Origin of the sequence: Acidiphilium sp. AL (assembly GCF_025499445.1) — a bacterium.
GTDB lineage: Bacteria > Pseudomonadota > Alphaproteobacteria > Acetobacterales > Acetobacteraceae > Acidiphilium > Acidiphilium iwatense.
In genome coordinates, this window is sequence record NZ_JAIMBZ010000026.1 from 23481 (window position 1) to 47038 (window position 23558).

At 59.8% G+C, this 23558-nt stretch carries 22 protein-coding genes and 1 pseudogene; 8 read left to right on the forward strand and 15 right to left on the reverse strand.

Annotation, left to right across the window (positions count from 1 at the left end):
• The 12 genes from AiwAL_RS13845 to AiwAL_RS13900 form a co-directional block, all read right to left on the reverse strand.
• Positions 1-1449 carry an NADH-quinone oxidoreductase subunit C gene (locus tag AiwAL_RS13845; protein ID WP_316044782.1) on the reverse strand — a complete coding sequence of 483 codons (1449 nt, stop codon included), beginning with the start codon at positions 1447-1449 and terminating at the stop codon, positions 1-3.
• Positions 1412-2860, reverse strand: a complete 1449-nt coding sequence (locus tag AiwAL_RS13850; RefSeq protein WP_235704785.1) for a hydrogenase 4 subunit F — start codon at positions 2858-2860, stop codon at positions 1412-1414. The genes AiwAL_RS13845 and AiwAL_RS13850 overlap by 38 nt, the downstream gene beginning before the upstream one ends.
• Positions 2857-3546, reverse strand: a complete 690-nt coding sequence (locus AiwAL_RS13855) for a hydrogenase-4 component E (protein WP_235704786.1) — start codon at positions 3544-3546, stop codon at positions 2857-2859. The genes AiwAL_RS13850 and AiwAL_RS13855 overlap by 4 nt, the downstream gene beginning before the upstream one ends.
• The gene (locus tag AiwAL_RS13860) at positions 3543-4499 is read right to left on the reverse strand and encodes a respiratory chain complex I subunit 1 family protein (RefSeq protein WP_235704788.1); all 957 of its coding nucleotides are present in this window, start codon (positions 4497-4499) and stop codon (positions 3543-3545) included. The genes AiwAL_RS13855 and AiwAL_RS13860 overlap by 4 nt, the downstream gene beginning before the upstream one ends.
• A complete protein-coding gene (gene hyfB / locus AiwAL_RS13865; RefSeq protein WP_262312874.1) occupies positions 4490-6523 on the reverse strand; it encodes a hydrogenase 4 subunit B in 2034 nt (677 codons plus the stop codon). The genes AiwAL_RS13860 and hyfB overlap by 10 nt, the downstream gene beginning before the upstream one ends.
• Positions 6520-6777 carry a helix-turn-helix domain-containing protein gene (locus AiwAL_RS13870; RefSeq protein WP_235704790.1) on the reverse strand — a complete coding sequence of 86 codons (258 nt, stop codon included), beginning with the start codon at positions 6775-6777 and terminating at the stop codon, positions 6520-6522. The genes hyfB and AiwAL_RS13870 overlap by 4 nt, the downstream gene beginning before the upstream one ends.
• Positions 6778-7866: 1089 nt before the next feature.
• Entirely contained in the window at positions 7867-8289 is a 423-nt protein-coding gene (locus AiwAL_RS13875) for a thioesterase family protein (protein ID WP_235704791.1), read from the reverse strand.
• Between the two features lie 66 nt (positions 8290-8355).
• The gene (locus AiwAL_RS13880) at positions 8356-8502 is read right to left on the reverse strand and encodes a hypothetical protein (RefSeq protein WP_235704792.1); all 147 of its coding nucleotides are present in this window, start codon (positions 8500-8502) and stop codon (positions 8356-8358) included.
• A gap of 229 nt (positions 8503-8731) precedes the next feature.
• The gene (locus AiwAL_RS13885; RefSeq protein ID WP_235704793.1) at positions 8732-9439 is read right to left on the reverse strand and encodes an anaerobic ribonucleoside-triphosphate reductase activating protein; all 708 of its coding nucleotides are present in this window, start codon (positions 9437-9439) and stop codon (positions 8732-8734) included.
• The gene (locus tag AiwAL_RS13890) at positions 9426-11309 is read right to left on the reverse strand and encodes a ribonucleoside triphosphate reductase (RefSeq protein WP_262312875.1); all 1884 of its coding nucleotides are present in this window, start codon (positions 11307-11309) and stop codon (positions 9426-9428) included. The genes AiwAL_RS13885 and AiwAL_RS13890 overlap by 14 nt, the downstream gene beginning before the upstream one ends.
• An 88-nt stretch (positions 11310-11397) precedes the next feature.
• Positions 11398-12075: a 2OG-Fe(II) oxygenase gene (locus tag AiwAL_RS13895; RefSeq protein ID WP_235704795.1), complete on the reverse strand. Its 678-nt coding sequence runs from the start codon at positions 12073-12075 to the stop codon at positions 11398-11400.
• Positions 12076-12087: 12 nt separating this feature from the next.
• The gene (locus tag AiwAL_RS13900) at positions 12088-12762 is read right to left on the reverse strand and encodes a 2OG-Fe(II) oxygenase (protein WP_235704796.1); all 675 of its coding nucleotides are present in this window, start codon (positions 12760-12762) and stop codon (positions 12088-12090) included.
• A gap of 146 nt (positions 12763-12908) precedes the next feature.
• Between AiwAL_RS13900 and AiwAL_RS13905 the strand changes: the two genes are divergently transcribed.
• The 8 genes from AiwAL_RS13905 to AiwAL_RS13940 all read left to right on the forward strand — a co-directional run bounded on the left by AiwAL_RS13905 (position 12909) and on the right by AiwAL_RS13940 (position 20430).
• On the forward strand, positions 12909-13580 hold the full coding sequence (locus AiwAL_RS13905; protein ID WP_235704797.1) for an SCP2 domain-containing protein: 672 nt from the start codon (positions 12909-12911) through the stop codon (positions 13578-13580).
• A complete protein-coding gene (locus AiwAL_RS13910; protein ID WP_262312876.1) occupies positions 13577-14572 on the forward strand; it encodes a peptidase U32 family protein in 996 nt (331 codons plus the stop codon). Before AiwAL_RS13905 ends, AiwAL_RS13910 begins: the two co-directional genes overlap by 4 nt.
• Entirely contained in the window at positions 14569-15468 is a 900-nt protein-coding gene (locus tag AiwAL_RS13915) for a U32 family peptidase (protein ID WP_235704799.1), read from the forward strand. Before AiwAL_RS13910 ends, AiwAL_RS13915 begins: the two co-directional genes overlap by 4 nt.
• Positions 15469-15472: 4 nt before the next feature.
• The gene (locus AiwAL_RS13920) at positions 15473-16693 is read left to right on the forward strand and encodes a Rid family hydrolase (protein ID WP_262312877.1); all 1221 of its coding nucleotides are present in this window, start codon (positions 15473-15475) and stop codon (positions 16691-16693) included.
• 113 nt (positions 16694-16806) lie between these two features.
• Positions 16807-17727: a pyridoxal 5'-phosphate synthase lyase subunit PdxS gene (gene pdxS, locus AiwAL_RS13925; RefSeq protein ID WP_262312880.1), complete on the forward strand. Its 921-nt coding sequence runs from the start codon at positions 16807-16809 to the stop codon at positions 17725-17727.
• Between the two features lie 3 nt (positions 17728-17730).
• Entirely contained in the window at positions 17731-18396 is a 666-nt protein-coding gene (pdxT, locus tag AiwAL_RS13930; protein ID WP_235704801.1) for a pyridoxal 5'-phosphate synthase glutaminase subunit PdxT, read from the forward strand.
• 389 nt (positions 18397-18785) lie between these two features.
• Positions 18786-19040 (forward strand): hypothetical protein, encoded by a 255-nt coding sequence (locus AiwAL_RS13935; RefSeq protein ID WP_235704802.1) that lies wholly within the window; start codon positions 18786-18788, stop codon positions 19038-19040.
• 106 nt (positions 19041-19146) lie between these two features.
• Entirely contained in the window at positions 19147-20430 is a 1284-nt protein-coding gene (locus AiwAL_RS13940) for an acyl-CoA dehydrogenase family protein (RefSeq protein WP_262312878.1), read from the forward strand.
• 169 nt (positions 20431-20599) lie between these two features.
• Here the strand turns inward: AiwAL_RS13940 and AiwAL_RS13945 are convergent, their stop codons facing one another.
• The 3 genes and pseudogenes from AiwAL_RS13945 to AiwAL_RS13955 form a co-directional block, all read right to left on the reverse strand.
• Positions 20600-21199 carry a class I SAM-dependent methyltransferase gene (locus AiwAL_RS13945; protein WP_235704804.1) on the reverse strand — a complete coding sequence of 200 codons (600 nt, stop codon included), beginning with the start codon at positions 21197-21199 and terminating at the stop codon, positions 20600-20602.
• Positions 21200-21246: 47 nt separating this feature from the next.
• Entirely contained in the window at positions 21247-21855 is a 609-nt protein-coding gene (locus AiwAL_RS13950) for a response regulator transcription factor (RefSeq protein ID WP_262312879.1), read from the reverse strand.
• Between the two features lie 464 nt (positions 21856-22319).
• A pseudogene (locus AiwAL_RS13955) lies at positions 22320-22595 on the reverse strand (ISAzo13-like element transposase-related protein); the annotation flags it as partial.
• Positions 22596-23558 lie beyond the last annotated feature (963 nt).

Below are 23558 nucleotides of genomic sequence, written 5' to 3' on the forward strand. Positions count from 1 at the left end.
CTACAGGTCGCAGCCGGAATAGCCAGCGTTGAAGGATTTGTTGCAGAGCGGGAAATCCGCGACGATGTTGCCTTCGATCGCAACCTCCAGTGCCGGCCAGAGAAACCAGGACGGATCGCGGAGAAAACTACCGGCGACATGGCCATCACTGACCCGAACATGCGCGAAAATATCGCCGCGAAACCCTTCGACCGTGGCGCTGCCGGCACGCGGCGAGGCATCATCCGGCAAAGGGGTGCGCAGCGGGCCATCCGGCAGCGTGTCCAGCAAGGCCAGGATCAGGGCAACGCTCTGGCGGATTTCCACCATCCGCACCCGGACGCGCGCATCGACATCGCCGGACGTGAAGCACGGCACGACGATCGGCAAAATATCATAGGGCAGGTATGATATGTCGCGCCGCGCATCGAAATCCTGCCCCGATGCGCGGCCGACAGGGCCGCCGCAGCCGAGACGGCGCGCGATCGCGGGATCGAGCCGGCCGGTGCCGACCACGCGATCCTGCAAGGAGGCGGTTTTGTCATAGAGTTCGACGAGACGCTCGAATTGCGCGAGCAGTGCCGGGAGTGCGGTGGTTAGCGCCTTCGTATCGCCGTCGGCGAGATCGACGGCGACGCCGCCGGGAACGATGCGGTCCATCATCAGCCGGTGGCCGAAACAGGCGGCCGAGAGACGCAGCACACGCTCGCGCAGCACGGCACCATGCGCATTGATCAAGGGGAACCCGGCATCGTTGCAGATCGCGCCGAGATCGCCAAAATGATTGGCCAGCCGTTCAAGCTCGGCCATGATGCCGCGCAGGACGATCGTGCGCGGCGGCACGACCACGCCGAGCGCCTGCTCTACCGCGCGGACGAAGGCGAAGGCATAGGCCACGGTGGAATCGCCCGAGACCCGGCCGGCAAGCTGGGCCGCCTGATTGATCGGTTTGCCGCGCATCAGACCGAGCGTGCCCTTATGGGTGTAGCCGAGCCGCGTTTCGAGCCGCACGATGGTCTCGCCATTGACCGAAAACCGGAAATGCCCCGGTTCGATCGTGCCGGCATGAACCGGCCCCACCGGAATCTGATGCACGCCGGCACCGATGACCGGCTTGAATTCATAGGTGCTGCGATGATCGAGCCAGGGGCGCGGGTCGGGCAAGCCATCGGCGATCAGGCCGTGCAGATCCTGGATTGCCCGTTCCATCAGGATCGCCGATGGATGATGCCGCCCGATCGAGGGGAAATGCAGGCCTGATGTAACCAAGCTCACCACTTCGGCTGCCGCGCCGCCGTCGCGCCGTCCCGCGAGATGCACGACGCCGGCATCGCCGTCGCGTTCCGCCCAAATCGCGACGAACATGGATGTTCCTGCGGCCAATTCCATTGCAGCTGCCTGCCATGTTTCTGGATCGACCAACGTCATGTCACTAACCGAGTAGTGTTGCGACATGGGCGAACCAGTCATACAGGAAGGCAGGCAAAGCGAGGCCGATCAGCAACACGATGCCGAGATGCAGAAAGATCGGCACCGACGACGCGGTAATCGCGTTCGATCCAGAGCTTGGCTGACCGAAGCAGAGCGCCGTCATACGGATCAAAAGGGCGCCGAACGCGAGCAGGATGCCGAACCCGAGCAATACGGCGAGGATCGGCGCGCGCGCGAAGGTCGAGGTGATCAGCAGGAATTCCGAGGTAAAGATGCCGAAGGGCGGCAACCCGGCAATTGCCGCGACACCAGCGACCAGGGTCCAGCCGAGCAGCGGATGGCTGGTGGTCAGTCCCCTGATTTCGGTGATTTTCTGGGTGTCCTTGGCCTGCGCGACGTGGCCGACCGAGAAAAAGATCGCCGATTTAGTCAGGCTATGCATCATCATCTGCAACAGCCCGGCGATGTTACCGAGCGGTCCGCCGATGCCGAAAGCGAAGGCGATGATGCCCATATGCTCGATCGAGGAATAGGCGAACATGCGTTTGATATCGCGGCGCCGATACAGCATGATCGCCGCAAAAAACAGCGATACGAGGCCGGCGCTGGCCATCAGGATGCCTGGCTCGATGGTCGCCGCGCTGCCGGCAAGCAGCACCTTGAAGCGCAGGATCGTGTACAGCGCAACGTTCAGCAGAAGACCCGAAAGCACGGCGGAAATCGGCGTCGGACCTTCGGCATGGGCATCGGGCAGCCAGGCGTGCATCGGCACCAGCCCGGCCTTGGTGCCATAGCCGATCAGCAGAAAGACGAAGCCGACATTCAGCATCGCCGGGTCGAGCGCCGCCGCGTGGCGCAGCAGGTTGGTCCATTGCATCGCGCCCATGCCGGTGCCAAGCACCGGTTTCGCCGCGAGATAGATCAGGATGGTACCGAACAGCGCGAGCGCAATGCCGACGCTGCCGAGGATGAGGTATTTCCAGGATGCCTCGATCGAGGCCGGGGTGCGGTAGATGCCGACCATCATCACCGTCGAGAGCGTCGCCAGTTCCACTCCAAACCACATCAGGCCAAGGTTGTTGGTGACAAGCGCAAGATTCATGCCCACCATCATCACCTGATACATCGCGTGATAGAATCGCAGGTAACGTGGCGTCAGATGGCCGGTATCCAGCTCATGGGCGATATAGCTCGCGCTGAACACGCTGGTAGTGAATCCGACAAAGCTGTTCAGAAGCAGAAAGACGATGTTGAGATCGTCGATCAGGAACAGCGATGTCGGCGCTGGCCGGTGCAGGAGCAAAAAAGCGGACGCGATCACCGTCAGCAGGCTTGCGAGGATGTTGATCCGCGACGCCAGCCGCCAGGACGGCATGAGGGAGAGGATCAGGGCGGCGACCGCCGGCACGGCGATGGTCGCCACCACGGCATCGATGGCGAGGCGGGTCATTGCAGTTCTCCGCGGAAGGCATCGAGGGCCGCGCTATCGACCGTGTCGAACCGCTCGCGGATCCGGAACAGGAACACCCCGATCACGATGAAGGCGATCAGGATCGAGAAGGCGACGCTGATTTCCACCACCAGCGGCATCCCTTGCGCTCCGGCTGCCGCGAGGATGAGGCCGTTTTCGAGCGACATGAATCCGGCGATCTGGCTGACCGCGTTGCGCCGCGTTACCATCATCAACAGGCCAAGCAGGATCACCGACAGCGCCAGCGCCACATCCTCGCGTGCCAGCGCATCGGCATGTGCGGCGGTGCGCAGCATCACCATCATGGAGAGTGCAACGAGCCCGATCCCGGCCAGCATGGTGAGGCTGATCCCGCCCACCGCTTCGACCTCACGATGGATGCCGAGCCGTTCCACGATGCGATGCAGAGCGAGCGGGATGACCACCGCCTTGAACCCCAGGGCAAGGGCTGCGGTGATGTAGAGTTCCGGCGCACCCTGGATATAAGCCTGCCAGCCGACGGCAAGGCCAAGCACCGCCGCGTGCAGCGCGAGCACATTGATGACCGAGGAGAGCCGGTCCTGATACAGCATCATGAAGCTGACCAGAATCAGACTGCCCGCCAGCACATGCGCGACGCTGAGCGAGGTTGCCGGCGAGATCAGGGCGGCGATGGTGCTCGTCATAGTGTCGCCGACACGAACAGGAGCAGCGTGCCGAGCAGGGCCAGCATCAGGGCGGCGCCGATGAAGTTCGGCACCCGAAAGACCCGCATCTTGGCAATCGCCGTCTCGAAGCCGGCCAGCATGATCGCGCCAAAAGCAAGCTTCACGCCATAGGCCACAAGGCCGAGCGCGAGGGCTTCAGGTGCCGCCCCCAAGGCAGCAATCCCGAACGGAGCAAAAATGCTGGCGATCAACGAGATATAGAGCAGCAGCTTCAGCGCGTTGGCGAGTTCGATCAGTGCGAGGTGCCGGCCGGAATATTCCAGAACCATTGCCTCATGGACCATGGTGAGTTCGAGATGGGTCGCCGGATTATCGACCGGAAAGCGCCCGGTCTCGGCGAGGGCGACAATCACCAGCGCGACAAGGCCGAGTGCCAGCGACAGGCGTAGTCCGGCGGCACCCGAATGCATGAACGTCGCGATGTCGGAGAGCTGGCTCGACCCCGCGACCAGTGCGACCGTGAACACGATCATCAGCATCGCCGGTTCGGCGAGCGAGGCGAACATCGCCTCGCGGCTCGCGCCGATCCCACCGAACGCGGTACCGATATCGAGCGCGGCGAGCATCTGAAAGAACCGCGCGCTGCCCAGGAGAGCCACGATCACGATCAAATCGCCGGACCAGGAGAACAGCAGATTGGTTCCGAAGCTCGGCACCAGCGAGGCAGCAACCCATGTGGTGGCGAAGATCAGATAGGGAGCGATGCGGAACAGCCAGGACGCATCGGTCGCGACGATCGCGTCCTTGACCGTCAGTTTGGCGAGATCGCGATAGACCTGTAGCAACGGCGGACCGGCGCGCCGTTGCAGCCGCGCCTTCAATGTGCGCACGAAGCCGGTCAGCAGCGGTGCCGCTGCCAGCACCAGCGCCATCTGGGCCAATTGCAGAAACAGCGGCGCGATCAGCCCCACAGCGCGGTCCAGGCGAGCAGAATGACGAGGGCCAGGAATACGAAAGCCAGGTACCGCCTTATGGTGAGGAATTGCAGCCGGTTCACCCGATCTGCAATGCGGCCGACCGTGGTCACCAGCGGTGTATAGATCGCCCACCACGCCGGATCGGTCCAGCTTGAGGCGAGGCTGGCCGGCCCCAACTGACCCGGCGCGGGCATGACGACATCGTCGCGCGCTCTGAATACCACACTCGCAAACACCTGTCGGATCGGCTGGGCGAAGCCGGAGGGCGAATATTGGGTACTGCTCGCCACATCCCGCGCGGAAGCGTCGCTCAGCCCCTGATAGCCGCAACCCCAGAACGCTGCGCGCCGGATCACCCGCGAACCGAACCGGTGCAGTGCCAGCGCGGCGAGGCTACCGCTCACCGCGATGAAAATGAAGATCAGCAGTGGATCATAAGAGCTTCGGCTGGCGGAGACGGGAATGACGGTCAGCCAGGACAGTCCGCGCTGGGAGGGCACATGCGCGCCGAGCAGCGCCTGCGTCACTGGTGCCAGCAGATCAATAACGAAGCCCGGCAGCACGCCAGCCACGACGCACAGTGCAGCCAGCCCGATCATCGCCGCCCGGGAGAATGCATCGGTCTCATGCGCGGCAGCGGCTTGGGCGCTGCGTGGCTTGCCGAGATAGGCGAAACCAAAGAGCCGGACGAAACAGGCGGCGGCGAAGGCGGCGGCGAGCGCCACCAGCGCGCCGACCGCGGGCACGGCGAGCTTTAATCCAAATTGCGGCAGCGCAGGGCTGAGCAGGATCGCCTGCAACAGCAGCCATTCGGAGGCGAAACCATTGAGCGGCGGCAGCGCGGCGATCGCCATGGCGGCGATCAGCATCGGCACTGTGCTCATCTTCATCCGATGAATCAGACCGCCAAGTTTCGTGAGGGCACGCTCGCCCGTCGCATGCTGAACGGCACCCGCTCCGAAGAACAACGTGCTCTTGAACAGCATGTGGTTGAATGCGTGGAACAGGGCGGCGGTAAGGGCCAGGGCTGCCGCCACCATCATCCCGTCCGCCTTGAACGCGAGCGCCAGACCCAGCCCGACGAAGATCAGTCCGACATTTTCGATCGTGCTGTAGGCGAGGATGGTTTTGAGGTCGTCTTCCATCAGCGCATAGAGCACGCCAAGCACAGCGGTGATGCCGCCCACGGTCAACACCGCCAGACCCCACCACCAGGCGGCCGGCTCCGCCAGATCGAACACGATGCGGATGAAGGCGTAGATCGCGACTTTCGTCATCACGCCGCTCATCAGCGCCGAAATATGGCTGGGTGCCGCGGGATGCGCGCGCGGCAGCCAGACATGCAGCGGAACAAGCCCGGCCTTCGAGCCGACGCCAGCCAGCGCCAGCAGCATCACGATCCCGCCGATCCAACCGGCACGTTGCATCCCTCTCATGGCGGCGAAGGCGTAATGACCATGGGGGCCGGCCAGCAGGCCGAAGGCGAACAGCAAGACGAGCGTGCCCGCACTCGCCATCAGCAGGTAAATGATGCCGGCGCGCCGTGTCTCCTCCTGTTCATGATGCGCCATCACCAGCGCCCAGGAAGCGAGCGACATCAACTCCCAGAAGATCAAAAAATCGTAGGCGTCGGCAGCAATCAGAACGAGGTTCATCGCGGCGAGAAACACCGGATAGAACGGCAAGATCCGCCAGGGTTCGGGTTCGTGCCGACCATAGCCGAGGGCATAGAGGCTGGCCGCCGCAGCCCCGAGATTGGTGATGACCAGAAACACTGCCGATAGATCATTCATCCCGAAATTCATGCCGATCAGGGGCAGGCCGAGCGGCAGCGCGACAGATGGCTCTGGCGCGACGCCGAGGCCAAGCTGAACCAGTGCCGCCAGGAGTGCGGCGCCGGCGACCGCGAGCGAGCCGCCATAAACGATGATCCGCCCGGCCGGCGTGCGTCCCAGAATTGCGCCGAATCCGCCGAGCGCGAATGAGGCCAGGGCGCAGAGCAGGATGATCGGTGTCACGGCATGTCGCTTTTGAGGCGAACCCCGCGCCCGCCCGCCGCATCCGAGACATCGCCCGGCCGGATCACGATGATGCCCGCGCGGTCCAGCGCATCGAGCAGTTTCATCAGGGAATCGACATTCCCGCGGATCACCCCGTCGCTCCCCTCCATGCGCTGGATCGTCGGCAGCGACAGGCCGGAAAGTTCAGCAAGTTCCTTCTGGTCGATTCCGAGCAGGGCCCGGGCCGCCCTGAGCTGTCCGGCGGAAATCATATTTTATACATCAGTGCTACTATTCCGAACATTATAAACTATAATTCAGCAGCCATGATTCATGCAAAAACGTCAACGCTGGGATGTGTCCTCAACACCCAGAGAATAGGCCCTGGGTTCATGCTGGGGGAGGCACTATCATCCATCGTTCAAATTTTTGACTCTTGGTTGTGTTCGAACTGAAACGTTGTTGTCTCGCCGTAGCGTCCGACAAGATGATGGAAATTGTAGTGTAGCTGAGTAAGCCATTGATCAGGCGGTGACGGTGGAAATTTCGATTTGCACAGCATCGATCAGCGGTGCCACTGCGGATGGCCACGCCGTTGTCCGCCGATAGCCGAGACGTGCCGACACGCTGATATTGCGCGGCGGCTTGCTGCCGTGCCTGGACGGCAGGGCTCGCTCTGGACGCGCGGCGCGCCCAGGTGTCCGAGAACACGATCGAGTTCCTGGTGGGCTGCGCGATCTTCGATTTCGGTACGTTCTGGCTGTCGGCCTCGCTCAGTTACGCCCCGCCGAGCGGCGATTTGCGCTGCCGGGACTGATGGCGTTTTATTTTTATGCGTTCGGCGGGCTCGGCCTGATCCGCGAGGATCGCCGATGCCGGAGACGGCGGCCACAACGCGCTTCACAGTTCTGGCCCGAGCCTCTACACCTCATGGCAGAAGCGGGCGTGACCGGCCAGGTCAACGTGAACTGCGACGGCACTCTTGGACCCGAGCCAGCGATGCCGTCAACGTCCTCACAGCCGTCGTCGGCTACATCTCCGGCTGCTGGTCGCGGCTGGCCAGCGGCGTTGCTGCGCTGGCTCAGAATCAGAGCAATAAGGTCTGTCGGACCTCGTCCGCAGTGTGCGGAGACGATCATCACGCAGATCGCGGGCCTGCAGCGGCACCTTGGCGATATCGACCAGGAGAACCAATACCTGGCACCAAGCACGTGAGGCGAGCCGACGGCTGACCAAGCTCCCCGGCGTCTGACTGATCTCCACCAATGCAATCGTCGCGAAGCTCACCAATCCCTCGATGTTTTAAGAGCGGACGTGACTTTACTGCCTGGGTTGGCCTCGTGCCCCGGCCGAGTAGCTGGTCAGCAGCGTCGAGGGGCCTCTACTGGCAGAAAACGTGCAACGATATCACGGGCCAGCCGAGCCGGCTTATTGGTAACAGAATCCAGGCAGCACCAGCAGCTTTCAACCTCGGCCAGAACCTCATCGCCGCGATTGATCATCGTCTTGTAGAAGGCTCGAGCGCCCAGCAACTTCTTTAATACGACCCTGATCACGACATGGTCGTTGAGAAATCCAGGGCGCCGATATCGGATCTCGTGCTTCACGGCGACCCAGAGGTGGGCCGCGATCACCTCTTTCGGGGCAACGCAATACCAATGGCGAAGCACTGCTGCCTGCACCCACTTCAGATAGACCGCATTGTTGACGTGGCCCAGTTCGTCGATGTCGTCCGCAACGACATCGACGCCGTATTCGTATGTCTGTACGGGTTGAGGGGTCATGGCTTGATCCTCGAAAGGAACCCCAGCATATTGTCGGTGATATTGTAGGTGATTTAGCATCATCTGTTAAGCTTCCGCGTCGTCCGGCAGGATCGCGCGTGCCGCGATCCGATATCCGACTGCCTTGATCCGCTCGGCCAGAGCTTTGCCCGGCGTATCGTTTGCCGCCGTGCGGATGTCCGGCATGGTCAGCACGGCGATCGAGTCCGGCACGACAGTTTTTGATCGATCGATGCGCAATATGTGCTTGGCTTCCAAACGATGCGATTGCCAGCCGATTGCACGGTAGATCCGAGCGGTTCGAAACTCTCGCCCGCGAAAGTTACGCCACGAGGAGGCGGCCGGGGCGGGTGAGGTGAGATGAGGACCATTGCTCGTGCCCCTCTTGCCCAGCGAAAGCAGGAATTGTGAGCGATTACCCCACCCCGAAAACCCCCTTCGATCAACAATCATTCGCATGAACGGAGATTTCTGGAATAATCCGTCGCAAGTGTGTAACAAGAGACATCTCAATGCTGATGTTTTCTGCGCTTAGCGCCGGGTCCACGCAGCCACGGCCACAAAACGGCTGAAGGACCCACCGCCCGACGCCACTCGCCCGGAGATCGTGCGCCAGCGTCTGAAGCGCTTGTGCATCCAGCAACGCTGGATGCACGGTGGTCCGCACCTCGTATGACACGCCACTTTCGCGGAGCATCGCCAGGGCGACTCGCGCTTGCGCACCGCTCGCCTCGGAGCCAGTGATCCGAGCATAGTCGATAAACGGTGCCTTGATGTCCAACCCAACCCACTGGAGCAATGGCAAGACCCGACCAAGACGTTTCGGCGAGACGCCGGCCGTATGCAGAGCGACCTCAAACCCCAATGAGCGAACGTCACGTATCGCCTGTTCCAGGCACCGATCCATCGTTGGCTCGCCACCACTCAAGACAACGCCATCAAGCAGACCACGTCGCTGATCGAGCCAAGCCAGCGCTTCCGACCAGCGCAGGGGAGAAGCCCCTTGGCGCGTCTGTAAATCCGCATTGTGACAATAGCGGCAGCGGAGCGGGCAGCCACGGAGAAAGAACGTCGCGGCAAGGCGTCCGGGAAAATCAAGGGTGGTGAACGGCGCCCAGCCACCGACCAGAGGTTCATCAGGCTGTGGCATGGCACATGGCTCTGGGTTCGACGAAAAACCGCCGTTCGGCGAATTCGCTCTGTTTGCCAATATTAAACGAGGAAACCGGACGATGATAACCCATCACACGCGTCCAGACCTCACAAGTGGGTGGCGATGCGGCCGGATCTTCCGCGGCGCAGCGCGGACAGTGTTGATGCGCGCCTGGGAGATAGCCGTGCACCGGACAAACAGAAAAGGTCGGGGTTACCGTGAGGTAGGGTAGCTGGAAGCGCGTCAGTGCCCGCCGCACCAGGTCTCGGCAGGCCGCGGAGGAAGAGATCTGTTCGACGAGATAGAGATGCAACACTGTGCCGCCGGTATATTTACCCTGCAGTTCATCCTGACGGGTAAGCGCCTCGAAAGGATCTTCGGTAAACCCGACGGGCAACTGTGACGAATTTGTGTAATAGGGCTTGTCCGCTGTACCAGCCTGAAGAATTCCCGGATGTCGGCGCTGGTCTTCTTTCGCAAAGCGATAGGTGGTTCCTTCAGCTGGCGTGGCTTCAAGATTGTAGAGATGGCCGGTTTGTTCCTGGAAGCCGATGATCCTGGTCCGAATATGATCGAGCAGGTCACAGGCCATCCGATGCCCGGCGGGGGTCGTTATGTCATCCGTATCCACCGTGAAATTGCGGATCATCTCGTTGATTCCATTTACGCCGATCGTTGAAAAATGATTGCGCAGGCTTCCGAGATAGCGTTTTGAATAGGGAAATAGGCCGGCATCGAGATACCGCCCGATCACTTGTCGCTTGATCTCCAGGCTGTCGCATGCAAGCACAAGCAACTCGTCGAGCCTTTGATAGAGACCGGAGCAATCCCCCCTGTGTCGGAAGCCGAGCCGTGCACAATTGATCGTCACGACCCCGATCGATCCGGTCTGTTCAGATGATCCGAACAGACCGTTGCCACGCTTGAGCAATTCACGAAGGTCGAGCTGCAGTCGGCAGCACATCGAGCGCACCATATGGGGCTTGAGATCCGAATTCAGAAAATTCTGGAAATAGGGCAATCCATATTTCGCCGTCATTGCGAAGAGCCGTTCGGCGTTCTCCGAGTCCCAATCAAAATCGGCCGTGATGTTATAGGTCGGGATCGGAAAGGTGAAGACGCGGCCGTTGGCATCACCGGCACCCATCACCTCGATATAGGCGCGGTTTATCATATCCATTTCCACCTGCAGATCGCCATAGCGGAATGGCATTTCATCGCCCCCGATCAGGGGTATCTGTTCACGGAGATCCTCGGGACATACCCAGTCAAACGTAATATTGGTAAAGGGTGTCTGGCTTCCCCAGCGGGACGGAACGTTGAGGTTGTATATGAATTCCTGGATATTCTGCCGAACCTCGGCATAGGAAAGGCCATCCTTGCGCACGAACGGCGCGAGATAGGTGTCGAAAGAACTGAATGCTTGTGCTCCGGCCCATTCGTTCTGCATTGTGCCAAGGAAATTTACCATTTGGCCGACCGCGCTTGAAAGATGTCGCGGTGGCGACGCCTCGACACGATCCGCGACGCCGTTGAAGCCTTCCACGAGCAGCGTGCGTAAAGACCAGCCAGCGCAATAGCCTGCAAGCATATCCAGATCGTGGAGATGAAGGTCAGCCTCGCGATGGGCGCGACCGATCTCCGGCGGATAAATATGATCGAGCCAGTAATTGGCAACGAGCTTTGCCGCGCCGTGAAGAATCAATCCGCCAAGCGAATAGCTCTGGTTGGCATTGGCCTTAACCCGCCAGTCTTCACGATCGAGGTACTCCTCAAGCGTGGCAATGGGATCGACGAGGTTTCGGGTGGCAAAACCCTCTGTTATCCGCTGGGCTAATCCGCGCCCTGCAACCGCCGTGGCATTCATCACAAATCCTCCGAATCGGTCAACATTTAGTAGCACGAGTCGGAATATTGCACAAGATGTAGTAATTCTGCCAGAAACCACCGCCCACTCAGGCGATGCGGATCGGCCGATCGGGAAAAGCGAGTTGCTCGCGATCCCGCCAATTCGGCGCCACATAGTTGACTTCCATGAGCCGGCGAATGCCGAGGATCGGACGCGGCTCGAAGCCGTGCCATGTATTCTCGCCGGGAACGAAGATCACACCCGAGTTGAAGTCACCAGGGGACTGGCCAACCCAGCGCTTCTCGGAATCGTAGATATCGGTACCCCATTCCTCTGTCCCTGGCCCGCTAAAGAGATAAATGACCATCGAAAATAATTTTTCTGGAATATCGCGGTGAGGTTCGAGCCAAGTGCCCTCCGTATCCTGGATATATTCAATACGCAGGAAGGCTCCAGCGACGTCGATACCGCAGGTCTCAGCCATTAATTTTGCGACGTTCGGCTTCTGCAGTGCCTCGGCGAGAACGGCACAACTGGGAAATTTGCTGCGTAGAAGCGTTGTAATGAAACAGCGGCGATCATTGTAGCTGTTACGGGTGCCGTCGGTATGACCAAGCATCGGCGGTACGATCGGTAACGCCAGGAGGCGAGCCCAAAGCGATTCAGGGAAAATATCGGTAAACAGCCAATGACGATACGGCCACTCCTGCTGTCGCGCCTGGCGGATTGACTTGCAGAAATGGTCAACAACCTCGCTGGTTTCAGGTGCCGGGGGATAAATCACGTTCTGCTCCTCTCAGCGCGGCGCCCATTCAATGATCTTGTTGAGTATCGGGATGGGTTTGACCATGCTGCTGATGCCATGACGCCAATATTCGCGTCGGACATACCATTCGGAATCAACGAAGCAGAGCTGAAGACTCATGCGCGGCCCTTTCTGTGGGAGGAAGCCGTGCCATGAATGGTCACAGACACGGAACATCAACATTCGCCCGAATTCCGGCGCAAACTCGAAGGTATAGTCATCGCGGTCTGAACTGCGCAGCACGCGGAGCCGACCGCGCTCATACGGCCAGGTTCGGGTGAAGCCGAGCAGCACTGTCACAATTTTGTGTTTTGAGTCGGGATGTGCATGACCTTCGTTGTAGTGACCGGTCGTGTTGCCCATCATCACAATGACCGGCGGACTACGGCTGAGATCCATGTTGAATTTCTGCTCGACAAGTCTACGGAAGCGGTGGCTCAAAAGATCCTGAACGACCGTGCCAAAGAGCTGTCCGTATCGTAGGTTTGGAAGTCCGTAACTGCCGCGGCCGGAAATGCGCGGCGCGTCTGCCAGAACCGCTTCCTTTACCGTGGCCGGCAGCGCGTGCTCGACAAAGCTATAGTCATAAGGATCATGCTCCAGCTTTGCGGTTACGATCGCGGACTCGTCGAGCATCTGAAACGGCAGTTCGTAATCAGTCGTCATACTCCAGCTTCCTCCGGCCCTTGGAAGAATGTGCGTGATTGCGTCGACACGCCTTGATCTAAATCAAGGCGCGTCCGCCTTCCGCGTGTTCACATGATGCGGTTGTCGTTGCGGCACGGCATGGAAATACTAGGAGAAGCAGGCTCATGGCGGAGACGGAATTCCCGGTTCTGCTCGCGACCAATGTGCTGGGGCTGCTCCCCGCGCCGGCTCTGACGCGTGCCACGGCTTTGCTGATGCGTCGGTTTGGCCGAACGTATCCTCGGCTGTTCCGCGCCCTCGCGGGCCACGAGCCCTGCACGATCGGTATCGAACCGACCGATCTGGCGCATCGTTTCGTGCTCCGCTTCGGGGGAACGCCAGTGTCGCTGGTGCCGACATTGACCTTGGAGCAGCCCTTGAATGCCTGCGTAAGAGGCCGGTTGGCAACATTGGTGGGGCTGCTCGAAGGCAGACTCGATAGCGATGCGCTCTTTTTTTCCCGAGAGATCGTCATAACCGGGGAAATGGAAGCGATCGTCAGTCTGCGTAATGCCCTCGATCGCGAAACCGTCAATGTGTTCCAAGCGGCAACCGCACTGTTCGGACCGGTGGGGCATCCCGTCAGGCGGGTGGCGCTCATGCTGGAGCGGCGACTCGCCGCAGCGCATCAGCGCCTGACCATGAGGCACGAGGCGCTGCACGCGGCACGACGAGAAGAACATTCCATCGCCACGTATTGCGCGCGGCAGGAAGCAGAGTTGCAGGCATTGAGAACGCGCATAGCCAAGATTGAAGCGCAAACCAGGCGACGGAATCCAATCGGTGCGGTGACATGACGCGCTATCTCGAACTGGTCTGTCCGGCGGGCACTCCTGCCGCCTTGCGCGTTGCGGTCGACGCTGGAGCCGACACTGTCTATTGTGGCTTCCAGGACTGCACCAACGCCCGCAACTATCCTGGCCTGAATTTCACCCGCGAAGATTTACGTGGCGGTATCGCCTACGCCCATGCCCGCAGTTGCCGCGTCTTCGTCGCAGTAAACACGTTTCCCCGTGCCGGCGACTTCGGGCCATGGCAGCGCGCGATCGATGACGCTGCTGCCTGCGGCGCAGATGCGGTTATTCTTGCCGATCTTGGCGTGCTCGATTATGCGACGTGCCGCCATCCGAACTTGCGACGGCACCTCTCGGTGCAGGCGGCCGCAGCCAGCCCGCTCGGGATCCGATTCTACCGGGACGCCTTTGGGATCAGCCGCGTCGTGCTACCGCGCGTGCTGTCGGTCGAAGAAGTCGCGGCGTTGATCGGACAAACAGGCGTCGAGGCCGAGGTGTTCGCCTTTGGCAGCCTCGGTACGATGGTGGAGGGGCGCTGCTTTCTCTCCTCGTACATGACCGGCCGCTCACCGAGCAGCGACGGTGTCTGCGCTCCGGCTGAGTGTGTCTCCTACCGTGAGGACGGCGATCGCCTGGTCTCCTGTCTCGGCGACGTCATGATCAACCGGTTCGCGAGCGATGAGCCGGCGGCCTACCCGACCCCCTGCAAGGGTCGCTTCCTGGTACATGGCCGTCCGAGTTATCTGTTTGAGGAACCGACCGGCCTCAACGTTATTCCGCTCCTCGCGGAACTCAAGGCGGCCGGGGTAACCGCCCTGAAGATCGAGGGCCGCCAGCGCAGCCGCACCTATGTGGCCACCGTCGTCACCGCTTTCCGCCGCGTCCTCGACGCGCTCGCTGAGGGCGCGTCGCCGGCGCCGATGCCCGACGTGCTGCGCGCCGTTGCCGAAGGGGGACGCGAGACATTCGGCGCCTACGCGAAGGGGTGGCGATGAGCTGTTTAACCTTGGGGCCGCTGCAGTTCCACTGGCCTGCACCACGGCGGCGAGACTTCTACGCTCGTATCGCTGACGAGGCGCCAGTCGAGTGCGTCTATCTCGGTGAGGTGGTTTGCAGCAAGCGTCTCCCTTGGTTCGAGAAAGACCTGCCGAAGATCGCCGAGCGTCTGCGCCGAGCAGGAAAGCAGGTCGTATTCTCGACACCGGCGTTGATCATCACCGATCGTGAGGTCGCGATGATCCGCGCGCTCTGCGAGACAGGCGATCTGATCGAGATCAACGATCTCGCCTGCCTGCAACTGCTAAATGGGCAGGCATTTGTCTCCGGCCCTCTGGTAAACGTATTCAATGAAGGTACGCTCGATGTCCTTCTCCGTCTGGGTGCCATACGGGTGAACACGCCAATGGAACTATCCATCGACGCGATCGCCACGTTGGCGGCACAGAACCAAGCGGGCGAGATTGAAGTGTTCGCGTTCGGCCGCCAACCGCTGGCCATCTCACAGCGCTGCTATCACGCGCGCGCACATGATCTGCACAAGGATAACTGCCAGTTCGTCTGTGGCCAGGATGCGGATGGTCTGGCGATCGCACAGCTTGACGGGCGTCCGCTGCTGGCGATCAACGGCACGCAGACCCTCTCGCACGGCCATGTCGCTCTGCTCGACGAACTCGCCGATCTCCAGGCAGCAGGCGTCACCCATTTCCGTCTTTCGCCTCACGCACTCGACATGGTCGAGATCGCCACACTCTACCGCGCCGTGCTCGACGGCACCTGCGATGCAGAGGAGGGCCTCACGCGCCTGCGTGAACACACCGCGCCGGTCCCGTTTGTCAATGGCTATCTGCACGGGCGCGCCGGGGTGGACTGGCAGCCAGGCCGGGCTGGATAGCGGAATGGCAGCGACGTTCTGGGCACCACACTTGGCGGCCATTAATCACGGGAGCATCCTGAGTATGGATTGTAGCGGCAGAGTCATCACCAAAAGCTTCAAGCGGAGCACCGGCGGAAGCGAGCATTACATCATCGTCGAACCGCCTGCCGATCTCGGCCTCACCGAGCAGGTCGCCTGCCTTGAGCGACGCTATGATGAGACACGGCAGGAACTCGGTCTGCCGGCCGGCAGCGCCGTGTTTCGGCGATTATTCGTCAGCGATGCGATGAACCAGATACCCTTGCTGCGACACAGCAGCCTGACAGCGGATGAAGATGGCTCTCCTGTTGCGCTGTCTCTCATCCAGCAGCCACCCCTCTCACGAACCAAGCTTTCTCTTCTTGCCTATCACGTCAGTGGGGCACCTGATCTCTCCAAGTGCCGGCTTACGTCTCGGCATGTCGTGGTCGAGAAAAATGGCCTTGCTCATCTCTGGACAACAGGTCTCTGCCCGGCATCGGACGATAAGCTGGTGCCTGCGACACAACAGACACGACAGATGTTCGATACTCTTATCAATACGCTCGATGGCCTCGGTGGCACGCTACGCAATAATTGCGTCCGCACCTGGATTTACGTCAAGGACGTCGACGTATTCTATAACGACATGGTGACGAGCAGGCGTGAGCTGTTCCTTGAACAGGGCCTGTCAGCAGAGACGCATTTCATTGCCAGCACCGGCATCGAGGGTGCCTGCGCGCACCGCTTCGATATAGTAACGATGGACGCCTACTCGATCCTTGGCCTCGCACCACAACAGGTCTCCTATCTCAATGATTTCGATCATCTTTGCCCGACGAAGGACTACAACGTGACCTTCGAGCGTGGCACCCGCATCGCTTATGCCGATCGCGCCCATCTCTTTATCTCGGGAACTGCCAGCATTGATAGCGCCGGGCAGGTTGTTCATCCCGGAAATGTGTCGCGCCAGTTCGACCGCGCACTCGATAATGTGGAGGCACTTTTGCGCGCCGGCTCGGCGGAGCTCAGTACGCTGATGCACCTCATCGTCTATCTGCGTGACCCAACCGACCATCCACGGATCAAAGCGGCATTGTCCGAGCGCTTGCCCGGCGTCCCGACGATCATTGTACAGGGTTCGGTTTGCCGGCCGGAATGGTTGGTAGAGGTCGAGGGCATGGCCATCGCCGATAACGAAGATCCGGCGCTTCCAGGTTTTTGATCTTCCGAGTCTTCGCATTGCTTGGCCGGTGGATTGTCGTCACATGCGACCAGACACGAAGCACGTGTCGGTTTGCCAACAGACACTTACCAGGAGGTCTATACGTGAGCGATATGCCGACTAATCCTGCCGAGACATCACCGTTGCGACTCAAGACGGGGCTGGCCGAAATGCTCAAGGGCGGCGTCATCATGGATGTCACCACTGCAGAGCAGGCCAAGATCGCAGAGAAGGCCGGTGCAGTGGCCGTGATGGCACTCGAGCGGGTGCCCGCACAGATACGAGCCGAGGGCGGCGTCGCAAGAATGGCGTCTCCGAAAAAAATCAAGGAGATCATGGTTGCCGTTTCGATCCCGGTGATGGCAAAATGCCGGATCGGCCATTTCGCCGAAGCGCAGGTACTTCAGGCTCTCGGCGTAGATTTCATCGATGAGTCGGAGGTTTTGACCCCGGCTGATGAAATGCATCATATCAACAAGCACGCCTTCGCGTCTCCTTTCGTCTGTGGAGCACGCAACCTCGGCGAGGCTCTGCGGCGGATTGCCGAAGGAGCCGCAATGATAAGGACGAAAGGCGAGGCCGGCACCGGCGACGTGGTGCATGCGGTCCGGCACGTCCGGCAAATCGCCAAGGATATTCGCGCTTTGACTGTTCTGCACGAGGATGAACTGTATACCGCTGCAAAGGAATTGGGGGCGCCGTACGAGTTGGTAAGATTGGTCGCCGATACCGGACGGCTGCCCGTGCCAAACTTCGCGGCCGGCGGTATCGCGACCCCTGCTGACGCGGCGCTCGTCCGCCATCTCGGTGCAGAAGCGGTATTTGTGGGATCCGGCATCTTCATGATGGACTCACAGAATTTTGCTGACCCTGGCGAGGCACAGTCACGCGCAGAGGCAATCGTCCAGGCAACAACGCATTATGACAACCCGCAGATTCTTGCCGAGATCAGCGAATCCTGCCTCGGAGCCATACGTGGCCTTGCTGCGTCTACTTTGGAAGAGGGAGCGTTGCTCCAGACACGAGGCTGGTAGATCATGCCGATAACGGGATTGGCCGAAATACCTCTGAAAATCGGCGTTGTGGCATTGCAGGGCGATTACGCGGCACATGCGGAGGCTTTGCGCAGTAGTGACACCGAGATCGTGTCGGTCCGCGAGACAGCAGAATTGGTTGATCTGGACGGCTTGGTGATTCCGGGTGGGGAATCGACCGCGCTCCTCAAGCTGCTCACGCGCGAAAATATGTTTGAGGCCGTGCGGGAGTTTGCTGCGGCCAAACCGGTGTTCGGTACCTGTGCCGGCTGCATTATCCTCGCCAAAGAGGTTCTGCCGCCGCCGCAGCAAAGCCTTGCAGTTTTGGATATAATAATACAGCGCAACGCTTACGGGCGACAGATCGAATCCCGTGTTGCCATGGGAGATTGCGCTTTCTCCGGTGGGGGGCTCGAAATGGTCTTCATCCGCGCGCCGCGTATCGTGAGGGCAGGCTCCCGCGTGGAAATTCTGGCACGGTATGGAGGTTTCCCCACCTTGGTTCGTCAGGGCAACATACTCGCAGCCACCTTCCACCCTGAATTATCCGCGGATCGCCGGATCCACCGCTTTTTTTGCGCCATGATCCGCGGTGGACAGCCTTGTCTAAGTCCAGGTGTGCAAATGGGGAACTTGGGCAGAAGGCATAACGAGACGCACGAGCGATAACGGTCATCTTGTTACTGTCTGAATAGGTCAATATGGCGAAATTTTCGAATTTTCGGAAATTTAATGCGGCGACGCAGGCGGAATTACGGCGCGTCGCGGCAACAAGAGAGGGGATGGGCAAGATGCGAATCGAGACGGTCAAGCGCCAGTTGACTATCGGGACCCGCGTTCATGGCAGTTTCGACTGCTGAGCTATACCGCCGAGGTTATTCGGCGGACGATAGCAACCTCGTTCAAACAACCCAAGATGCCCCGCGCCGGACAGGCGCTCCGTATCGGACGCTGGGAAAGCTACCGATCTCTGCATTCCGACCCAAGATCAATATTAACGCTTGGGTAGAATATAGCTACAAATTTGAATTCATAAAGCTTCTTTCGGGGACCATAGCATGAGTGATGAATCTATCAATCTTGTTCTCGATCATCTCCGAGCCTTGCATTTGTCCGTTCTGGCACTTCATGAGGACAATCGGGAGATGAAGACTCGGCTCAATGAGGTCTATTCCGCTGTGGTGAGCCTTCGGCGCGATCAAGCCAACGATGCCGAGATCGTCCATCGAATGCAGATCATCGTAGATCAACTCAGTGAGCGGGTTGAGCGTATCGAGCACCGCCTTGATCTGCGTGAGGTTTACGAGGCTTGATCTCATGGTTTTCATGTGATCTGGATCAATGACATTTACTAAGCAGTGGTGTTTTCTGGACGAGAATCAAGAGCCTTGTATGGAGGTTGGATAACTGGAGTTTAGAATGGAGTTCCGATATTCCGCGAAAACCGAGGCCCTGCGCGCACGCGCCGCGGATTTCATGGCCGAGTACGTCTATCCCAACGAGCAGGCCCTGTTCCACACAGCGCACACCCAGGCTGAGCGCTGGACGCCACTCGAACTGCTCGGCGAGATCAAGCAGAAGGCCAAGGTGGCTAAGTTATGGAACCTGTTTCTCCCGGAATCCGAACACGGCGCCGGACTGACGAATGTCGAATACGCGCCGCTCGCCGAGATCATGGGGCGCAGCCCGTTCGGGCCGGAAGCGTTTAACTGTTCCGCACCCGATACCGGTAACATGGAGGTGCTGACCCGCTACGGTACGGCCGAGCACAAGGAGCGTTGGTTGAATCCGTTGCTCGCCGGCGAAATCCGCTCTGCCTTCGCGATGACCGAGCCACGCGTGGCCTCATCGGATGCGACCAATATCGAAACCGAGATCAAACGCAACGGCGATCATTACGTGGTCAATGGTCATAAATGGTGGGCCTCCGGGGCGCCTGATCAGCGCTGTCATATCCTGATCGTGATGGGCAAGTCTGACCCCGGGAACCCGAATCCACACAAGCAGCAATCCATGATCTTGGTGTTGTTCCCGCACCCGGGTGTCATCTTGAAGTGTGCGCTGCCGGTGTTCGGCAGTGATGACGTGCCGCGCGGCCATGCCGAGATGATTTTTGAAAACGTTCGCGTCCCCGCCGCTAATATCCTGCTCGGCGAAGGCCGTGGCTTCGAGATCGCCCAAGGGCGCCTTGGACCAGGACGCATCCATCACTGCATGCGCTCGATCGGCGTCGCCGAGCGCGCTCTCGAACGTATGATCCACCGCCTCGAATCGCGCACCGCCTTCGGCAAGTCCGTCGCCGAACAGAGTGTGTGGCGCGAGCGAATCGCCGAATCGCGCATCATGATCGATCAAGCCCGGCTACTAACGCTCAAAGCCGCGCACATGATGGATACAGTGGGCAACAAGGAAGCCCGCGCCGAAATCGCCATGATCAAGGTCGTCGCCCCCAACGTCGCGTGCAAGATCGTCGATTGGACGATTCAAGCCTTTGGCGGTGGCGGCGTGGCCGATACCTGGCTGTTCACCTCCTACGCCCATCAGCGCACGCTGCGCCTCGCCGACGGGCCGGACGAAGTGCATCGCGACCAGCTCGCCCGGCTCGAACAGCGCCGCCACCACCACACCGACCCTGCGCGCACCGGCGGCTACGCCAGTGTGATGATCGCCGATGGCCTCGCCGCACCGAGATTTCCCCTCTGAACCGAAGTTTTCACGATCAAAACCCCGGAATAGCCCATAATCTTTTTCGCCAATGCCATGCGGTACCCATAACCATCATCATCGGGCCACCTTCTTGGGAAGCGCCCATCATGGCCCACTTCTGCTGTTCATCCTGCTTGCCGCAAGGCTTTCTCCATCGGTTGTTGGGCTACGTGGTAGGCTTCTCAAGGATCGAGGCGTAGTGGTAGGGTGGCAATTCCACGACCCGCTTTGGTAGCAACCCGGCAGGCTCGGCCGCCGCCGCGACATCCTCCGGCGTCATCCGCATTGCGGTCTTCGGTCCCCGCGGTTGGCCGAGGACCGTAGTTTCCTCGCGCGGGCGCCGGTGCCAGTTGACCACGACGAACCGACCGCCCGGTCGCAGCGCTGCGGCAACGATGCACGAAAGCTCCGCCTTGTCGGGAACGCCATGGAAGGTATTGGCGATCATAACGAGATCCAAAGGTGCTGGAACCAACCGGGCCAGGTCGCAAGCGTCGCCTGTGATGAAGACGCAGTTCTTCACCCCCGCCGCAGCGGCCCTCGACCGTGCCAAATCCACCATCTCCCGGTCGAGGTCTATGGCGACGACACAGCGCACCATGCCGGCCAGGGGAATGGTGAACAGCCCGTTGCCGCAGCAGAGATCGACGGCGTCCGTCCCAGGCTGGACGTCGAGTTTGGCAATCACCTCGCCAGGGCGCGGCCAAAGCGCCTGCCACCAGTCAGGATCGGGCATCGCCGTGGCCGGGAACAGCCTCACACTCATCGCGCACCTCCTGTATTTTCGCTGTTACCCGCATTCCGCACGTAAGATCATTGACTAAGATCAAAGCAGTGCGTGTCTCCCTCGGTCAGACCCCAGATTTCGTTCTTGAGCGCTGCTCGGCTGACTGGCTGACCACCTGCACGGCAAAGACATTTCAGTAGCGCCGTCTCCTTGTCCGTCAGGAGGATCCGTTTGTTCCGCCTGGGATTGATCAAACTCTTCTTTGCTGGATGAAATGTATAGGGGCCGATCCGTAACGTCACGGCTTCGCTCCTCTCGAAATTTCGCAAATGCGCCCGCAGCCGAGCTAATAGCTCATCCATTCTGAGTGGCTTGACGATATAGTCATCCGCGCCTGACTTCAGGCCACGCACCACATCCTTCTCATCCGGTGAGGTAGAGACGATGATCATAGGCATTTTCTTACCTTGTCGGCGGATCTCGGACGAGAATGTCAAGCCGTTCAATTTTGGATTATCAAAATCGAGGATCACGGTGTCGAGACATCGATCTCTATCGGCCAGGGCCGCTTCAGCATCAGCAATGTTGCTTACTATCTGTGGGGAAAAATTGTTCTCCACACTCAACTTCTCAGTGAGAGCAATCCGCAAATCATTATCGGCAGTTACAATCAAGATTGGGCGCGCGTCCGGCATGTTCGTCTTTCCTCGGGGCTATCGGCACTTCGCCTTCGATGATTCGAATCGTCAGTATTCAGCCGGATCATTATATGATCGCGGCGGGATACCAACCCATCCGAATGAGATGCTCCGTTACGTAGAGCGTAGCCGTCGATTTGGCCCGAGGCACTCCAGAAGTCCAACTTCGCCCGCTTCAGCCGCTCACGCTATAGAGCCCACACCGGAAGCCATACGCATACGGTTGAGAACCATATCTATCGAATGCGTCAAAAAATGGCATTGGATGCCGATCTGGCTGATCTGCTTGTCTCGGATCACGCTGGTTACCGATTGAGGTACGGCAGTGAATCCCCCCGCAGTGTTTCACGTTGCGGTGCAAAAAGCGAATAATGCGCTCCGATTAATCGCAAGCAGAGGTATTTTGAGATCGTACAGCGTCCGTACCAGATTGGAGGGCGAGCTTAGGCGCTGTTGGACAATTACCGCTCCAGAACGGGTCCGCTTGGCGTGATTGTGTAATTCCACTCTCCGTGGAATTCGTGGCGGAGGATTTTGACGGTTTTGAGTTCTTCGTCGGGCACCTTCACGCCTGCGGGATAGATGTTGGGATCAAGTTCGCAGCGGACCGTTAGGCCGGCTTTGGTCGTCGTGGCGGCGATGAGTTGGACGATCACCTGATGACTGACGAGCGGCTTGCCGCGCCAATTTCCGGTGATGAACGAAAATAGCCGATGCTCGATCTTGTTCCACTGTGTGCCTTGCCAAGGCGCATCGATGTCGTGGGTGCAAACCCCACCCGGCAACTCTCGCTCCAGCCGGAAGCCCCCGGAGCGGATCAGGAGGCGACGAATGGTCTGAAGCACTTCGGGAAAAGGTCCCTTTTGGGGATCAACGGGCCATACGGGCCGCAGCAAAAGCGAACATTATTGAGGCCTCGAAATGATCAATGTGAGCGCCGACCCACCAGTGGAATGGGGAGGCCGCCGCCATCAGGCAAGCGAGCGAGATACGCCCTTGATGGGCTCACCGGGGTAAAGATGGCAGCACGTATGGCAGAACATCAGTGTGCAACAAGGGAAGTCTGTCCTGGTGACCACGGTTGGCAAACCGACTGGTCAACGGCGACCCCGTGAGGGTCAGCGTCGGCCGGGGCAGATGGCGGATGGGCCCGTAGTACCGATGACGCCGGGTAATGCCGGTCGAGGAAAGGGGCCCTGACCTGCGAAAGGTGAATCAAGTGATGAGACCTCGGAGATTGGCCAAAAGCCTAACAACTTCGCTCGAAAGGGTTCGGAAATTACAGACCTCACTACAGGCGAAAGCTAAGGCTGAACCAGCGTATCGTTTCTATTCCCTTTGGGACAAAGTCTGTCGGGATGACGTCATCGAAGAAGCCTACCGGGCATGTCGTCGTAACGGCGGCTCGGCAGGTGTCGATGGGGTGAGTTTCGCCCAGATCGATTCCTACGGAACGAAACAATGGCTGGAAAAGTTGCGTCAAGAGCTGCGCGACGGCGAATATCGTCCGCAGCCCTTGCTGCGTGTTTGGATTCCAAAGAGTAACGGAAGTCGGCGTCCGCTCCTCAAGACTCCCCTCATTTTCACACTGCCCCGAAAGTCTCGGCGAAGACGGGCAGGTCGGCGAGCATATCGGCGAATTTCTGGACCAGTGGCAGCAGGCGAGGCTCCGGCATGGTGGGGATGAGTTCGTATAGCAT

Excerpts from the sequence above, each read along its gene's own strand:
- AiwAL_RS13845 (WP_316044782.1), bottom strand. The coding sequence starts at position 1,449 with ATGACTGGTTCGCCCATGTCGCAACACTACTCGGTTAGTGACATGACG.
- AiwAL_RS13850 (WP_235704785.1), bottom strand. The coding sequence starts at position 2,860 with ATGACCCGCCTCGCCATCGATGCCGTGGTGGCGACCATCGCCGTGCCG.
- AiwAL_RS13855 (WP_235704786.1), bottom strand. The coding sequence starts at position 3,546 with ATGACGAGCACCATCGCCGCCCTGATCTCGCCGGCAACCTCGCTCAGC.
- AiwAL_RS13870 (WP_235704790.1), bottom strand. The coding sequence starts at position 6,777 with ATGATTTCCGCCGGACAGCTCAGGGCGGCCCGGGCCCTGCTCGGAATC.
- AiwAL_RS13875 (WP_235704791.1), bottom strand. The coding sequence starts at position 8,289 with ATGACCCCTCAACCCGTACAGACATACGAATACGGCGTCGATGTCGTT.
- AiwAL_RS13885 (WP_235704793.1), bottom strand. The coding sequence starts at position 9,439 with ATGCCACAGCCTGATGAACCTCTGGTCGGTGGCTGGGCGCCGTTCACC.
- AiwAL_RS13890 (WP_262312875.1), bottom strand. The coding sequence starts at position 11,309 with ATGAATGCCACGGCGGTTGCAGGGCGCGGATTAGCCCAGCGGATAACA.
- AiwAL_RS13900 (WP_235704796.1), bottom strand. The coding sequence starts at position 12,762 with ATGACGACTGATTACGAACTGCCGTTTCAGATGCTCGACGAGTCCGCG.
- AiwAL_RS13905 (WP_235704797.1), top strand. The coding sequence starts at position 12,909 with ATGGCGGAGACGGAATTCCCGGTTCTGCTCGCGACCAATGTGCTGGGG.
- AiwAL_RS13910 (WP_262312876.1), top strand. The coding sequence starts at position 13,577 with ATGACGCGCTATCTCGAACTGGTCTGTCCGGCGGGCACTCCTGCCGCC.
- AiwAL_RS13915 (WP_235704799.1), top strand. The coding sequence starts at position 14,569 with ATGAGCTGTTTAACCTTGGGGCCGCTGCAGTTCCACTGGCCTGCACCA.
- AiwAL_RS13920 (WP_262312877.1), top strand. The coding sequence starts at position 15,473 with ATGGCAGCGACGTTCTGGGCACCACACTTGGCGGCCATTAATCACGGG.
- pdxS (WP_262312880.1), top strand. The coding sequence starts at position 16,807 with ATGCCGACTAATCCTGCCGAGACATCACCGTTGCGACTCAAGACGGGG.
- pdxT (WP_235704801.1), top strand. The coding sequence starts at position 17,731 with ATGCCGATAACGGGATTGGCCGAAATACCTCTGAAAATCGGCGTTGTG.
- AiwAL_RS13935 (WP_235704802.1), top strand. The coding sequence starts at position 18,786 with ATGAGTGATGAATCTATCAATCTTGTTCTCGATCATCTCCGAGCCTTG.
- AiwAL_RS13940 (WP_262312878.1), top strand. The coding sequence starts at position 19,147 with ATGGAGTTCCGATATTCCGCGAAAACCGAGGCCCTGCGCGCACGCGCC.
- AiwAL_RS13945 (WP_235704804.1), bottom strand. The coding sequence starts at position 21,199 with ATGAGTGTGAGGCTGTTCCCGGCCACGGCGATGCCCGATCCTGACTGG.
- AiwAL_RS13950 (WP_262312879.1), bottom strand. The coding sequence starts at position 21,855 with ATGCCGGACGCGCGCCCAATCTTGATTGTAACTGCCGATAATGATTTG.